Source organism: Tunturibacter gelidoferens, from assembly GCF_040358255.1.
GTDB lineage: Bacteria > Acidobacteriota > Terriglobia > Terriglobales > Acidobacteriaceae > Edaphobacter > Edaphobacter gelidiferens.
Genome location: NZ_CP132938.1, coordinates 2,990,176 through 3,006,032, shown reverse-complemented (window position 1 = coordinate 3,006,032; position 15,857 = coordinate 2,990,176). Strand labels below are relative to the sequence as shown.

General features: G+C 56.4%; 6 protein-coding genes. 1 reads left to right on the top strand and 5 read right to left on the bottom strand.

Annotated elements, in window-relative coordinates:
- Positions 1-218: 218 nt before the first annotated feature.
- Positions 219-8,219, bottom strand: coding sequence for a discoidin domain-containing protein (locus RBB81_RS13390; RefSeq protein ID WP_353070984.1), 8,001 nt, complete (start codon positions 8,217-8,219; stop codon positions 219-221).
- A gap of 680 nt (positions 8,220-8,899) precedes the next feature.
- On the opposite strand from RBB81_RS13390, the gene RBB81_RS13385 reads away from it, so the two are divergent.
- Complete coding sequence (locus tag RBB81_RS13385) at positions 8,900-9,262, top strand: thiamine pyrophosphate-dependent enzyme (protein ID WP_257025453.1); 363 nt, start codon at positions 8,900-8,902, stop codon at positions 9,260-9,262.
- On the opposite strand, the gene RBB81_RS13380 is transcribed toward RBB81_RS13385, so the two are convergent.
- The 4 genes from RBB81_RS13380 to RBB81_RS13365 form a co-directional block, all read right to left on the bottom strand.
- Entirely contained in the window at positions 9,227-9,712 is a 486-nt protein-coding gene (locus RBB81_RS13380; protein WP_353070983.1) for a hypothetical protein, read from the bottom strand. The two genes, RBB81_RS13385 and RBB81_RS13380, sit on opposite strands and share 36 nt — an antisense overlap.
- A gap of 145 nt (positions 9,713-9,857) precedes the next feature.
- Entirely contained in the window at positions 9,858-10,286 is a 429-nt protein-coding gene (locus RBB81_RS13375; RefSeq protein WP_353070982.1) for a hypothetical protein, read from the bottom strand.
- A gap of 722 nt (positions 10,287-11,008) precedes the next feature.
- The gene (locus tag RBB81_RS13370; RefSeq protein ID WP_353070981.1) at positions 11,009-14,677 is read right to left on the bottom strand and encodes an efflux RND transporter permease subunit; all 3,669 of its coding nucleotides are present in this window, start codon (positions 14,675-14,677) and stop codon (positions 11,009-11,011) included.
- A gap of 42 nt (positions 14,678-14,719) precedes the next feature.
- The gene (locus RBB81_RS13365) at positions 14,720-15,856 is read right to left on the bottom strand and encodes an efflux RND transporter periplasmic adaptor subunit (protein ID WP_246374154.1); all 1,137 of its coding nucleotides are present in this window, start codon (positions 15,854-15,856) and stop codon (positions 14,720-14,722) included.
- Position 15,857: the final 1 nt, after the last annotated feature.

Genomic DNA, 15,857 nt, shown 5'->3' with positions numbered 1-15,857 from the left:
TCATACGACAAACAAGTGGATCGCTTCCGGTTTGCCCGTGATAAGCCTTCAGAGCGTCGAGGGAAGATGTAATCGCTTCCAGTTGGGTGTTCTTCGGAGGTTATCTCGCTTGCATGGACCGCTCATCATCGTCACCTTTCGTCGTTGAGAATGGATCGGCGGTCGCAGCGTGACGCCCGCAGCTTGCGAAGGCGCCACGCTACTTTTCGCCAGACTTCCTACCACCCTATGCCGAACGCCATGTGTTCTGGTTTTGGTGTGGTGATTGTGGTGCTTTGGTTGTTGTTGTCGTCGTAGGAAAAGCCGTATGCTAGTCCCCCAATTGAGTGTTTATGCCAGAACTGCGAGTAGAAGTTGGCTGACGACGCGTTGTAGTAGGCCGAGACGCTGGCCCAGTTGGCTGGGGTGAGGAGGACACCGCGGTTGGTCGCCGAGCATATCTGGTTTTCCAACTGCAGTTGGACAGCATTTTCATCTTGAAGTTGCGGAGTCGTACCTGAAACCCCGCTGGCCATGGTGCCAGCGCATTCGAGCACATCTTGCGTTGACGGCTGTTGCACGACGAAGACTTCGCCAGTGTGAGATGAGGATGGGTTGGTCTCGGTGAACGTGAGTGTCGATGCCGAAGACGTGCCTGTGAATGTTCGACCGTTGAGCGTTATCGAGAGCGGAGTGGTATTGTACGACTTCCAGGCTCCAGCGATGTAGCTGTCGAAGTAGTTCGCGTTCGCTCCGCCGGAGGCCATGGAGAGCTTGGACGGCGAGAGGATGCGAAGGTTCGACATTGTGGGTGGCTGGAATTGCGCCGGGACCTGACTGGCGAACTCACTATCGATTTGTGCGATGGATTCGGTAATACCGACTTGCTGGTGGAATGTTCCGCCTGCACCCCAGACATCGAGGAGTAGGGGCAGGCCGAACTCGTCAACCTGCGTGGTGTTGATGAAGATACCGTTCTGGTTGTTGAATTCGTACCAGTCGAAGTTGGTGTTGATGTTGGGGTCGGTGGCGTTCTGGGGGTTAGGGCCTGCGTAGCCGGTTACGTTGCCGTTGCCGTCTCCGTTGACCTGAACGTACAGAGGTTGGCCGAGCGAGATGTACGCGCGGGCTGAGATGAAGGTAGGAATCTTCAACAGCTTGCTTTGGGCAAGGTTGAAGGAGTAGTTGCCGTAGTTCTTACCGTTCTTGGTGAGATGACCGGTGGCGGAGCTGTCGTTGAGGGTGAAGTCAACGATCGTGCCGTCTGGAGTCAGATAGGAGAACTTCCCAGTGTTGGGATCGATCCCGATAACAGTGACGTACACCTGGTTGTCCGCCCACACCCCGCCGGTGTTGTTGTTCAGATCGACTCCGATGAAGCCCGGATAGATGGTGTAACCCGAGCCGGAGTTGTTAACCGTAAGAGTCGCAGGTGTTGAATTGACAGTTCCACTGCTGTTGCCAACGATGACGCTGTACTGGTTCCCGTTGTCGGTCGCGGCAAGAACAGGAGTGGTGTAACTCGCGGAGACGGCGCCCGTTATAGGGGCGTTGTTCTTTAGCCACTGGTAAGTGAAGGGGCCTGTGCCACCGGCGACGACCGTGAAGGTGGCAGTTCCGCCGACGTTGGCCGTCTGGTTAGCGGGTTCGGTGGTGATGGTTGGAGCACTGCCAGCACCGTAGACCTGGAACTCATAGATGGAGTAGCCGTATGGTGACGAGCGAGTGGTTCCGAACATACGAACGTAGCGTCCGCTTGCGGGTGGGAAGGTGATGTTTTCCACTCCACCGGTGCCGGAAGATTGCGTGTAGACGGTTGTCCAGCTCTGTTGATCGTTCGAGACCTGAATCTGGTAGGCCTTACCGTAGGCGTTTTGCCATTGGATTACGACCTGCCCAATCGTCTTCGTGGAGCCCAGGTCGACCTGCAGCCATGAGGGATCCACGAAGGCCGAAGACCAGCGAGTGGTTGCATTGCCATCGACCGCGTTGGCTGGCCCCAGGCCGGCGTTCTCGTTGCCGCTCGAGGTTGCCGGCTGATTGAGCGCCAGGTTTGTGCCCGTAGGCGTACTGGAGTTGACCGTCAGGATCGCCGCGGTGGAGGTGGTGGTGCCGCTATTGTTGGTGACGGCGATGGCGAAGGTGCTGCCGTTGTCCGTCGACATCACGGAAGGCGTGCTGTAGCTGGTTGTTGTGGCGCCCGGGATGGCGACGCCATTTCTCAGCCACTGGTAGGTGAAGGGGCCGTCGCCGCCAACCGTGGCGCTGAACGTTGCGGTGCTGCCGCTGTTCACTGTCTGGTTGGCCGGCTGCGTGAGGATTGCCGGGACATCTGCGCCGTAAACCTGGAACTCGAAGAGCGAGTAGCCATACGCCGTAGCCCTGGTGATGCCCACCAGACGGATGTAGCGGTTGACGACGCTCGGGAAGGTAAGCGTCTCCACACCACCGGCGCCTGCGTTCTGCGTGGCTACGGTGGTCCAGGTCTGCTCATCGTTCGAGACCTGAATATCGTATGCCTTGCCGTAGGCAGCCTCCCAATAGATCACCACCTTGTTGATGGTCATTGGAGAGCCGAGGTCGACTTCGAGCCACTGATTGTCGGTGAAGGCCGACGACCAGCGAGTGGTGAGATCGCCATCCACGGCATTGAGCGGGCCAAGTCCGGCGTTCTCGTTGCCACTGGATGTTGCAGGTTTGCCCAACGCCAGGTTTGCGATGCCGGCTGTCTGGTTTTGAGGCGGTGCGTTGACCGTCAGTAGAGCATTCGATGAGGTAGTCGAAGCGAGTCCATTGCTGACGACTACGCTGAACGAGCTGCCGCTATCCGCCACCGAAAGAGCAGGTGTCGTATAGGTGGCGCTTATCGCACCAGGGATGTTGGCCCCATTGAGAAGCCATTGGTATGTGAATGGGCCAATACCGCCCGCCACGACGGTGAACTGCGCCGTGGCACCAGCAACTACGGTTTGGTTGATAGGTTGGGTTACGATCGTCGGCGCGAGAGGCCCGTAGACTTCAAACTCCCAGAACGAGTAGCCGTACTGTGAAGAGCGGGTCTGCCCCTGCATCCGCACATAGCGCGCGTTCACGGTTGGGAAGGTGAGGTTATCGATTCCTCCCTGTCCATTCTTTTGTTGAAACGCCGTAGCCCACGTTTGTCCATCGGTGGAGGTTTGGATCAGGTAAGACGTGCCAAAGGCACTCTGCCACCGTATGAGGACTTGTCCGATGGGCTGAATCGAGCCGAGATCTACCTGGAACCACTCGTTGTCCTCGAAGGCAGACGACCAGCGCGTGTTGAAGTTGCCATCCACGCCATTCGTCGGCGGGAAAGATTCGCTCTCATTGTCGCTGGAGGTTGCTGTCATGTTGAGCGCCAGGTTGGAACCGACTGGAGCGGGACCGCTGCCATTGCCGGTGCAGGCTGTGGCATTGCCGCAGGCCGGAGGTGGCGGCGGAGGAGGAGGCGGATTGCCGCCGGTACCGCCTCCGCCTGTGTTGTTCGTTACCGTGAGTACAGCAGCGTTGCTGGTGATGTCGCCGCTTCCATTGGAGACGGTGACACTGAAGGAGGTGCCGTTGTCGTTAGCGACTGTTGGTGGCGTGATGTAAACAGCACCGGTCGCACCTGTGATGGGATTTCCGTTGTTGAGCCACTGGTAGGTTGGCGCAGGTGTCCCGGTAGCGACCACCGTGAAGGTTGCTTGTTGTCCTACGTTGACCGTAGTGGGTTGTGGCTGCGTTTGGATAGCTGGAGCCTGAGCTGCGGATGTGCCCACAGTGCAGAGGGTGGCGCCTGGGAAGTTATTGGTTACGTTCTCTGTAGCGCTGCCGTCGAAGTTGACGATCGCGGTTTCGCTTGCATCATTCGGATCGACAGTTGAGGTCCATGTGCTCCACGTACCGGGGAAGGCACACGACGCGTTGTTGTTGCCACTGATGCCAAGCGCTTCAGGCTCGGTGGGGAGGCGCATGTTGATGCTCTTGCAATAAGCCGCGGCACTTACGCCGGTGAACTGCGAGCCGATTGCGCTGTCGGTCTGGATGGTGCGGGTCCAAGTGAGACCTAGCAGGTTATCGAGCACCAAGTTGGGGTTGCTGGTGTTGATCGTGTAGCGCTCGTTTGGGCCGCCGCATTGAGCGACGTTGTAGACCTGGAACTCGTAGATCGAGTAGCCGTAGTTCCCGCCACGCAGTGTGCCGAACATCCGGATATAGCGGGCCTGAACGGTTGGGAAGTTAAGGGTCTCCGTTCCACCTGCTCCGGCGTTGTTGGTGAATGCTACGTTCCAGGTTGGGTTGGTCGTTGGATCCTGGTTGGTGTATTGAATCTGGTACTGCGCGGCGTATGCATTTTCCCAGTTGATGATGACCGTATTGAAGGCCTGCACCGAACCTAGATCCACCTGCAGCCAGGATGGGTCGACACCTGTGACGGGAGGCGTTGGAGTTGCCCCTGCGGTCGCCGATCCCCAACGAGTGTTGAGGTTGCCGTCGACTGCGTTCTCCGCTCCGAGGCAGCCTGCGCCGGAGAGAGGTGGCGTTGTCGTTATATCGTTGCAGGCGTTTTGCGAGGTGCTGGAGGTTGCGAGCTTGTCTAACGCGAGATTGATTCCTGGCGGCGCAAGCGTCAACTGCGCGGCGGCGCTGGTGACGGGAGCGTTGGCAGCGTTGTTGACCGTCACTGTGAACGCACCAACATTGGCGGCACTCATGGCGGGGATGGTGAAGGTGATGATGTTCGAGGCTTGCGTGTTGCTGACAAGGATGGTGGCGTTGCCTCCCTTGGGAGTGAACTGCCACTGATACGTGTAGGGCGCAGAGCCGGCTACTACAGCGGTAAACTGCACCGGCTGGTTGGCCGCAACGATCTGACTAGCAGGCGAGGTGGTGATGCTCACCGGAGTGGGGGCGTTGACTGTGAGCGTCGCCGTCGACGATTGAAGCTGGCCGAGGGGATTGCTGACAATGACATAGACGCTGGCCGTTCCGACAGACGTAAGTACGGACGTGGTGTAACTGGGTTGCGGGCCGGTTGCGACCTGCACACCATTCTGAAACCACTGGTAGTTGAGCTGAGGCGAACCGGTGGCACCTACGGTGAAGGTTGCAGCCTGTCCGACGACGGCGGTCTGCGGGGCAGGTTGCGCGGTGATGGCGACTGGGGCCGCCTGATCCACTGTGAGTGTGACGGGGATCGATGTGACCTGGCCGAAGTTGCTACTGATGGTTACTGTGACACTCTCGCCGTTTTGCGCGAGCGTGGTGGACGGCGTGGTGAGGGTGGGGCCGGTTGCTCCCTCGACTTCACTTCCAGCCACAGACCATTGGTATGTGAGCGTTCCGGAACCGCTAGCCGCAACAGTAAAGGTTGCAGGAAAACCGACTGTGACCGAGGTGTTTACAGGTGGCACAATGATCGCCGGCGGCTGCGATTGAGAAGGAGCTGGTGGCGTTACAGAGGTCAGCTGAACGCTGGCGCTCGCGAGCCCAGGTGCTGTTGCCGTCACGGTCACGGTTCCAGGAGTGAAAGTACTGCGGAGAGCGATCTTCTGCAATCCACCGTCGAAGTTAAGCTCAGGGTCGCCCGGCGCGTGGAAGAATCCGTAAGGCAAGCCGCCGATATCCGTGCTGTGCGCCTCGGAAAATGCATCCTGGTAGTAGTTGGTCCATGATGGATCGGCGACGAGTTGTTGCGTGCCGCCCATGTACATTGCCGGTCCGGTTACGGTGAAGGTGACGTTGTCGGCTGCGGTTGGTACGAGGTTGCCGTTTGCGTCCTGCACTTCTGCCTGCACGAACGCTGCGTCGGAGCCGTTCGAGGTCCATTTGAAACTGGTGCCGTCGGGCTTGACGACTTCAGGAACGACCGAGAGTACGATCTTGTTTTCGGCGCCGGCTGTCGTCACCGTGTGCGTCACGCCCGGAACCACGTTGCCGTTGATGTCCAGGCACTCTGCTGTAACCGTGCCCGGAGCCCAGTTCACCATCCAGTGAACCTGGCCAGGAATCACTGTACTGCTCTGGCTTAGATCTGCGTGCGAGTTTATGTTCCATGGATTGGGAACCTGATCCGCGAGTGCGGCTCCCGTAACCGGATCTTTGGCTACGCCGTTGATCAGGAGGCGAACCGAGGGGCAGTTGCTGAAGGCATTCTCCTGAATTGGGGTTCCCGGGGTGTACTCGTAGGCGCGATTCCAGTGGTGCCCCAGGTGAACTACCGGCTGGATCGAGTAAGGTACCCAGTTAGCTTGATAGATATAGTAGAGCAGTCGGGGAAAGCGGTTTTGATCCACAGAGGAGTAGCCGAGCGAACGCACGAGATGAACCATCGCGGGCTGATTTTGAAACTCCGCCCAAAGACTGTCCTCGCCTGGAGTGTCCGCAAAGTACCACTGCGCCATACCGAAGGCATTGGCTTCTTTGCCTTGACGCCAATCGTCCAGATACGGCGCCGCAAAAGCCAGTTCGTAGTCGTAGGCGTAGACCGTATTGGCACCCGTACCCGTTTGGGTACCGCGGCCGGTGCCCATATTGTCCCAATACTCGGCGCCAAAGGCAGGGTTATTCGGATTCTGCCCCTTGATCCCAGCCTCGCAGCCAGCACCGTCGCATTCGCCCATGTAGGCGTACGAAGGCGAGTAGGTGCGGTCGGATTGCACGCGCGGATTGATGTTGTCCCATGAAGTCTCTATTGTCGCAAGCTCGTTGGCCAGCGTCTGATTCATTCCGCCGTTATCTTCTTCCCAGGCGAGAATCGAAGGATGACTGCGATCGCGAACAATCATGTCGCGATGCACCTCCTGCTTCAACTGAAGGTCATCCGCCGTTGGATTGGATGAGGCATTCCAATAGCCTTCGCCGTCTCCGCTGGGCTGGTCGATCATGATGCCGTAGGCGTCGGCAGCCTCCACCATCTCCTCGCTGCTGGTGGAGTGGCCGGGGCGCCAGATGTTACCGCCCTGGGCCGCAATCTGCGCCATGTCGCGCCACCATTGCTCGTCCGGCACCGAGGAGCCGAGGGCCGGGTAGTCGTACCGGCTCGCGCCGCCCCAAAGATACATGGCATGACCGTTGAAGTAAGGAAAGTTTGCATCCCAGGTGATCGTACGGATGCCCAGCGGGCTCTGGAAGGAATCCACTACAACGCCGTTCACGCTGACGATGTGGTAGACCTTGTACATATACGGCTTGCCGTAGGTCGAGTTATTCGGATACCACAAGGTTGGATTTGTAACCGTGATCAATTGATCGAACATCGGCGCCGGCGTCGAAGGAAATGTGTTCGACGTCATTGGTGACACCGATTGCGTGATGGGCGGTGCTGTCACGACTACATTGCCGCTCGCGTCGACAATCTGCGTGGTCAAGGTAACTTGCTGGGTCGATGCTGTCTCGTTGACAACGTTCGTTTGCACCTCGACAACCGCTGAAGCCGCAGTCGCGGTCCCTTCCCCAGCAGGAACCTCGGAGACCGTGCCGACGTAGGTGCCCCAGGTCTTCTGGTTGGAGTACACATTGAGTGGAATATGGACTGGATTGGTTACATATAAATAGACATTGCGGAACAGGCCGGCCATGGCCTGGCCGAAGCGAAAGGCGCCGGAGAAATTAGGCTGCTCAAACCACGCATCGCCTCTGGACACATCAACTGCGATCACGTTGTCCGTGGCACCGTCAGTATGCAGGTACGGCGTGAGATCAACGACAACAGGAACAAAACCGACGACGTGCGTCGCCTGCGCATCGGCAGCGACGGCGCTGATACCTTGCAGCAAAGTACCGTTGATGAAGACCTGAACGCCGGTATGCGTGCCTTCGAGATTGAGCAGAAACTTCTGGCCGGCATACTTTGGATCCACTTTGAAGTGCAGGCGGTACCAGTTCTCCTGCCCGTTCAGAGATCCCTGTCCGCCGCCGGAGTCTTGATTGAGAAAGGTGCGCGCTATGTTCGCATCATAGGGCAGCCCAACTTGATGCCAGGCTGGGTCCGAGCTCTCCACAAAACTACTGGTCGAATACGTCGTCGAGTTTTTTGTATTCTCAAACCACCATTGGCTCTGCGGCGCATTCGACGTTGAGGAGGCATCTCCGACGTATTCCGGCACACCCGCCGCCAGATTGATCGTGAATCGCTGCGAGAGCGGCAGCGAGGTTTCCACCTGCTGCTGCGCCCCTGCCAGGCATGGGCTAAGAATTGCGAATAGAAACAGGAGCATCGCAGCGATCGCGGGCATCCTGCTCCCCTTCAGGGAACGTGGAACAACAGGTTCCACTTCGACGAATTCTGAACGGAGTTGCCCAACGACGACAAGAACTTCAAGTGTTTCCGTGTTGGATTTGTTTTGCAGCGAGGAGACGAGGACGGACATGATGCTCCTTTGTTTGAACACTTTCATCTACAATTTGGAACCCGTAAAATACAGGTCCCCGACCTGTCCGGCAGCTTGACGGAAGCCATTCCGTAACCCGACTCGCTGGATATCCGCGATTTCGCCATCCTTAGTCGCAGCGCGGCTAGGGTCGGTTCATTTCATGGCAGGTTTGTAACAGTCTTCAACCGTAGGCGGGACTATTCCATCGGTGCCGCAGAAACTGCGGCAGCCTCTTCCTATTTTGGTTACGTCTCTGTTTGAGGACGCGGGCGGGGCGTCATGCGCAATCGCGGTAGGGGAAAAATCAAAGAAGGAAAAAAAACAAGCAGATAAGAACCAAACACAACGTGCGTGCAGTCTCACTGGTCGTCCTTATAAAGGGTTGTGATCCATAAAGGGAACCCATGCGGCGAAGACTGGCTATGGGCGTAGCTACCTCGAACAAGGAAGATCATTACACAAGTAAGCCGTAAGTGTGTTACTCAAGCGTTATTTAATGACTTGAGTTTAGGTTACTTTAGTAAGCTTGCTAACTCAATGTATTGCATTCGAGATTACCGCCAAATGATTGGAGGCATTGTGCGTCACCTTTACAGCTTCCGTTCGCGCCAGATACCTATCAATGGACAACAGACACTGGGTGTCGCTCTACCCTGGCTATCGCAGCGACTCTTGTTCGCCCATCAGAGAAGGTCCTCTCAATTTCAGGAGACGGTGGCTTTCTCTTTTCCAGTATGGAGCTCAGAGCCTCTAAGCTGAAACGGATTTCTTTGAAAACGGGGTTTTCACCAAGTTCGACGCACCGAACCTTCTGGCCACGTGAACTTGCTCAAAACGTGACTTTCAGGAAGCATCTGACCACTAGAGATCTAGGAGCCAGCCAATCTCTCGAAAGCTTGGATTAACTCCTGCTTCAATATAGCGTCGCTTCGTCCATAACCTGGGTTCCAGTCGGCTTCATCCGCAGCGCAGTAAATGTCTAGGATGTTCTGGTCTTCTGTCTCCCAATGAGGAAAGGCTCTGTCCAGCCGCATTGCGGCAGTCCAAGGATCTCTTCTACCAGCCACGACCTCTTTTGCGATCTGCCGAGCAACCGTCTGCCGAGCGACTTCTAACGACATCGGATACTCCACGCCTAGGGCCGCGAACATTCGTCCCAGGAGCGCCTCCACATCATCCCGGCTGTTCACGTTGACTTCAGCAGCCACTCGATATATCGATGGTTCTTCGCGGCCTGCTTCGATGAGTTCGATAGCAATTTGGGGGACATCCTCAGGGAGCAGGTCTCCACACAGCCAACGTGAAGCAAGCAATATCGGATCGAGATTCGACAATGGCGGCGGTGTTCCAGACACTGAGTGCTCCCGATTCGTCCTAGTAATTCATTTTGCAACAATTCCTGAGCCGATGGCGCAACTGCACCAATCCACCCCGTGTATCGGCTGAGTCGCCCTAAGCTCCCTTTCAGGGAAGTCTTTGGCGCATCTCAATAGAGACCCTCTAACGGGACTCAGCATTCCGGTGAGGCGTACCTATCGATTGGGCCGGTTCCGATCGCGATTGCACGATTCGCTCGAATATGGCCACGAGTCGGCCCGACTGAATGTCTGACACGTCCACTCCGTAGACTTCCATAATCTTCGCGTTCAGTCGGCTGTTGTCACCTTCCTCATTGAAGTCCCACAAGCTGGATTGGTCTGAAATCCAGGCCCAATCCAAATCTCGAACGCGATGGATAAAATCCTCGCTCAGCGCCTCATACTCATTTACTTGCTCTTGAGAAGCGAACTCGACCGGCCATGACCTTCCCGGACGCACTAAGGGTTTGCCATCTTCCAGCCGTCGGTTCCGGACCGTCCCGAAGCTCTCTTTGAGTTTCTCTTTGGCAGCCGATGGTGTGTCGCCGCTTCCGGTGATCGCCGCGTTCAAGATCTGAGCGACGTACCTGTGTGAAATAAAGCGCGGAGCTGGGAGGGGTGGACTGCGATTGTCCTGTTGCTCCCGTATTTCTAACCGCGTAGTCGTTCAGTTGCCAATCATTTGTTCTGAAGGAAAGAAGCCACTTCCACGAAGAATGAAGCCGGTTCTTTAACTTCGAAAGTCGGGGGTACGCCATGATCGCAAGTGTATTGCACAGCCTAATAACGTTGTGCCCGCAAAACGGGTTATCGGAAGCTTCGTGGCGAACTTGCCGAAAACGTGACTTTGCAGGAGTAGCGGACATCAGGATGGGATGGGAAAGAGGGTTGGTTGACTATTGTAAACAGTAGGACGAGCGGTGGAGAACCAATGTCAGTAACGGATAGCAGATTTCATCGTTGGCGATGCAAGCTCCTAGCTTTACACTCGCCGGCGGATTCACCAACAGAAGCAATTCGGCAAGCTTCAGATTCAGTTTGGAAGCAACCGCCAAAGTTCTGAGCGCTCCAGAACTCCTCAGACTCTGCCTCGCAAGGCTCGAGAGCTCATCAGATTCAGTCGCCGATAATAATCCTCATCGCGAATTTAGGCTCTTCGATAAAAGGTGCGGCGGCGTCAGCTGATTCTGGAGTTTCCTGGCTAAGAACGGCCAGGGCGCGGTAACGCTCAGCATCATAGGAATAAGGAGAGTTGGGATTTTATGACTATTGCTTGCGAGTTTGTAGGAGAAGTCAGGCACTGGTAGTTTGAGCGACGGATTCCTTCTCGGCCACGTCCCACTTTAAGATTTTGAGGTCGAGTACAAAGATTGCATACATTACCGGCACCTGAAGTTTCGTAACCACGGTTGCGACCAGGAGCCCTCCTATCTGCGCGTAGCAGAGTGGCTTCCAAAGCGGGCCACCATGCATCGCTAGGGGCACAAGTGCCAGCACAGTTGCGAACACGGTTATCAGCACAGGACGAAGGCGGAGGATGCCCGCGTCGATCAGAGCGAGCTCGAAGTCGTCTCCGGCAATGCGCCGCTCCTCAATGAAGTCGAAGAGAACGATGGAGTGGCTGACGATGACGCCGACAAGGCTTGCGACGCCAAGAAACGCCATAAACCCGAATGGTTCACCCATGATCCATAGCGCGGCGAAGGCGCCGATCATGCCGTAGGGGGCTGCAGCTAAGACCAGCACGGGTTTGACGGCGTTCTTGAACTGGAAGACGAGGGCCAGGAAGACTAACGCGACTGAGATCATCATGACCATGGCGAGGTTGCGGAAGCCATTCTTTGTCTTATCGTATTCGCCTCCAATCTGGATTTTGTAGCCGGGCGGCAGAGACGCTCCAAGCTCGCGCAACTTTGGCATGGCGACTTTCAAGACTTCGGAACTCAGATGCCCCGCGATAGGAAAGCTGCGCACATTGATGGTGCGGAACTGCTCCAGGCGGACGATGCGCCCAGTCACCAGGTCGTGGTTGATATCCGAAATCTGCGCGAGCTGAATCTTGTTGTTGTCCTGCGAGCCATAGATGTAGAGGTCCTGAATGTCCGAGAGCTGTGCGCGCTCATTCATACGCAGACGAGCTACGATCGGAATCTGCTTCTGGCCTTCCTGCAGGACGCCGACCGTCGACCCACTGATTCCTGCGGTCGACGAGTTCGCTACGTCCATATTGGTGATCCCGGCCAGGTTGGCGCGGTCCGGATCGATGGTAAGGGCGATCTGCGCGTTCGGCTGTTCCCATTCGTTGCGAGTGCGCTCCGCAATTGGAATCGAACGGAAGATGTCTTCCACTTTGGATGCGACAGCCTGCAGTTTGCGAGTGTCTTCGATCTCCTGTTGCGCGCTCAGGTCAGCGGTGCTGGAGATGCGAATTTCGATGGGATAATCCATGGGATTTGTCAGCAACTGACGCGCATCCAAGTGCGCTCCCGGAATGGAGGAGGTCAGTATGGGCTGCAGTGTCCTTATGAACTCAGGCGTCATCTCTTTGTCGCGAAGTTCAATCAGAATCTGCGCATAGTTCAACTGTTGGCCTTGCGGAGAAGCGGAGAACCAGAAACGCGGACCTCCGCCGCCCACGAAGGTTGTGACATAACGAAGCAGGTCATGCTGTTTCAACTGATGCTCGTGTTCTTTGGTGAAGCGCGCGGCCTGCTCGCGAATGATCTGTTCCGCCCTAAGTGCGGTCGCATTGGTAGTTCCAATATTCGCATCATTCGGCAACCAAACGTCGATATAAGACCAATACTGTACATCCTCTGGGAAAAAGGAGGTGCTAAGCCTCGAAAAGATAAAGATCCCGGCTGCTAGGAACAAGAGGGAAGAGAAGAAGAACTTCCAACGATGTTCGATGGAGTATTTCGCAACACGCGCGTAGGCACCGAAGAAGCCCTGCTTGCGCTGCTCCTCCAACGATCTCTCGGCCGATTTTTCCGGGCGCAGCAGGTAATACCCGAGCACGGGGAGAAAAGTCATCGAAACGAAGCGCGATGCGACCAGTGCGACCGTCATGACGATAGGTAGGCTGAAGAGAAATTCGCCAGTGCTGCCAGTGATCATGAGGAAGGGCAGGTACGCCACAATATTTGTGACGGTTGCGTAAACGATAGCGTTGGCAAGCTTGGTAGGGCCAAGCCAAGCAGCAATGATGCTCGGATGGCCTTCGGCGAGTGCATGTTTAATAGAGTCGCCAGCTATTACGGGATCATCGACCAACAGCCCGAGCGCGATGATGAGAGTGGCTACCGAAACTTGCTGGATATCAATACCAATGAGATACAGGACCCCGAAGGTCATGGCCAGAGTGATGGGAATGGCAATCGCCATTAGCAGTGCGGAACGCCACTCCCAAAAGCCGATCCACGACACCATCACTACGAGGACGACGGCTTCATAGAGTGAATCCATGAAGAGGCTGATGTTTTCTTTCACCTGCAACGGCTGATCGGAGGTGCGAGCAAAGACCAGGTCTTCTGGCAAATATTGTTTTACGGCAGCTAGTTTGTCCGACACACTTCGGCCAAAAGCGTCGATCTGTTCGCCGTCTTTCACCTGAACCGCAATGGTGATCGCGCGACTGCGGTGCCAGTGACCTTGCTTGTCCGCCCATGTGAGGTAGTTCAGATAGCGCGCGGGGCTCTGGTAGGCGCGAGAGATATTCACTAAGTCGCGAAGGTAGACGGGGCTCTGTGCGGCGGATGAGGAGGATCCGACGATAACATCGCCGATTTGACGCGGGTCAGTGAACTTTCCTGAAGGATTGATTTGAATGCTGGCGGGCCCGACCTCAAGTTGGCCGCCTGGCAGCGTCGTGTTGCGAGCGGTCAATATGTCCTTGAGTTTGGAGGGAGTCATCCCATATTGCGCCAGCCTCTCCTGCGAGTAATCGAGATAGATCTGTTCGGGTAGTACTCCCTTGCGCTCGATCTTGGCGACCTCGTGGGCCCCCTGCAGGGTCCTGCTTATAAGGTCGGTGAAATCATCGAGCTCGCGATACGAATATCTGTCTCCTGCCACCGCAGAGAGTCGCGTCTCGGCATCGTCGGGACTACGGATGAAGACGGCGGGCCACGCATCGGGATGAATTTCGGAGCGGTGCAGCTTCTCCAATACCAATTGGTCTCCGCCTCTGCGTAGTTCTTCGTCAGTGAGGAGAGTGCCGACATCGACGCCGATAAAACCGCTGCCTTCGAAGAAGTAGGGATCGGAGATCATTCTGGTTTGTATAGCGGACTGGATGAATGAGATGAAAGAGTCGCGCATCAAAGAGGCGGAGATAGTGAGGGGGAATGCGTTGACGATGGTCACCCTCGGCTGAGCGGACTTTCGTGGCTCAGCGGCACGCGTTTCCACGATTGCACTGCGAACAGATCGCGCCCGCAAAGCGACCTCGACCTCATTCGCTGGAGGACTAGCGACGGTGAGCATTAGAGCTGCGGTGTCTCCGAAGTCGCTGTTGAACTGAATGGGGCCTGCACCCTGCGGCAAACTGCTGTTGAGCGCATTCAGCTTCAGATTTATTTCGGTGAACTGTTTTTTTGGATCACTCACTTGGTCATCGAGTTGAACGTAGACCATTGAGAGATTCGGAAAGCTGAAAGAGCGAATGCCGAAATCGGAGGCAGATGGCGGCTTGAGTAATGAGTTCTGCGCCATTGTCTGCTCAACCTGTCGAGTGACGAGTTGTTCGACCTCTTGCGCAGTTGCTCCGGGCCATTGTGTGTACGCGACGGCTACACGCACGGGGATCTTCGGGTCTTTGCGTTTGGTCATGTGCTGGAAGCTATACCAGCCCCACATGCAGAGCGCGAAAAGAATGACCAGCGAGAGCTGTCGGTTGTCCACGAAGAAGCGCGCCGTGTTGTGTGTGTGAGCGATGTACTCGGCTTCAGACTTGTGGCTCATAGCATTTGAGCACCCTTGGTTCAAGTTCAACTGATGTGCTGACTACGGAATGACGCGGACCTTGTCACCGTTCCTGATCAGTGTGACGCCTGTAGTTATGACTCTCTCTCCAGAGGTGAGTCCTCCCTTTACGACGATCATGTTTCCAGAGGTATCCCCGAGGTCTACCGGCTGCAAGCGCGCCGATACGAGATTTCCACTGCCATCAGCGATCATGACGGCAAAGCCATTTGCATGCGCCGGATCCCGGATGACCGCGGCCAACGGCACGGCCAGGGCGGACTGCTGTTGTCTCACGCCATCGAGGCTGAGCGAGGCGATCATGCCAGACTTCAACTCGTCTTTTGGATTTGGGATTGTGACTTCGACGGAGAATACGCGACTCTTCTGATCGGCAGCCGGAGAAATAGCACTGACGCGGCCATCCACCGTGTGCGATAGTGCGTCAGTGGAGATGACCAGATGCTGGCCCAGTCTGACGCGACTGATGAAGATATCGGGTACACCGAAGACTGCCTTCACTGAGCTGGTATCGGCCAGAGTGAAGCCGTTAGTGGTTGGGCCAACGAGGCTTCCCATATCGACGCTGCGCTTTACCAGCCAGCCGTTGAAAGGTGCTCGCAGGGAGCAATAAGCGAGAGCAACCTTCGCTTCACTGACCTGTGCGTGCGCCCCGGAGACCGAGGCATTTGTGCTGTCCAGCTGTGCTTTGGCGGAATCGTAGTCGGGCTTGGTAGCGCTTTGCGTCGAGTAGAGCGAGGAAACTCTTTCGAAGCTGAGCTTGGCTTTTTCTTGTTCGGCTTGGCCACGCGCCAGTTGAGCCTCAGCCTGCTGAAGTTTATCGATGTAGTCCTGCTGGCTGACCACGGCAAGCACTGTTCCCTGCGCGATTCGGTCGCCCTGATCTACATTCCTGATGCCGCCGCCTGGATTCTCAACTTGATGGATGCGCTCTACGTAGCCGTTCGACTTGAACGACAGGTCCACCTGCGCGTACGGGACGATGTTAGCGGAGTATTTCGTACCGGAGTCGGCGGATATTGATTGCACTACAGCCGTATGCACGGGTAGCAGAGGCGCTGCCGCCGGGGTTTCCTTTTTGCATGCGGTGACAAAGAGAGAGAGAGAACTCACAAGAGCTGCGGTCCTCAGGCCACGCAGCATGACAAGGGGAGTCATC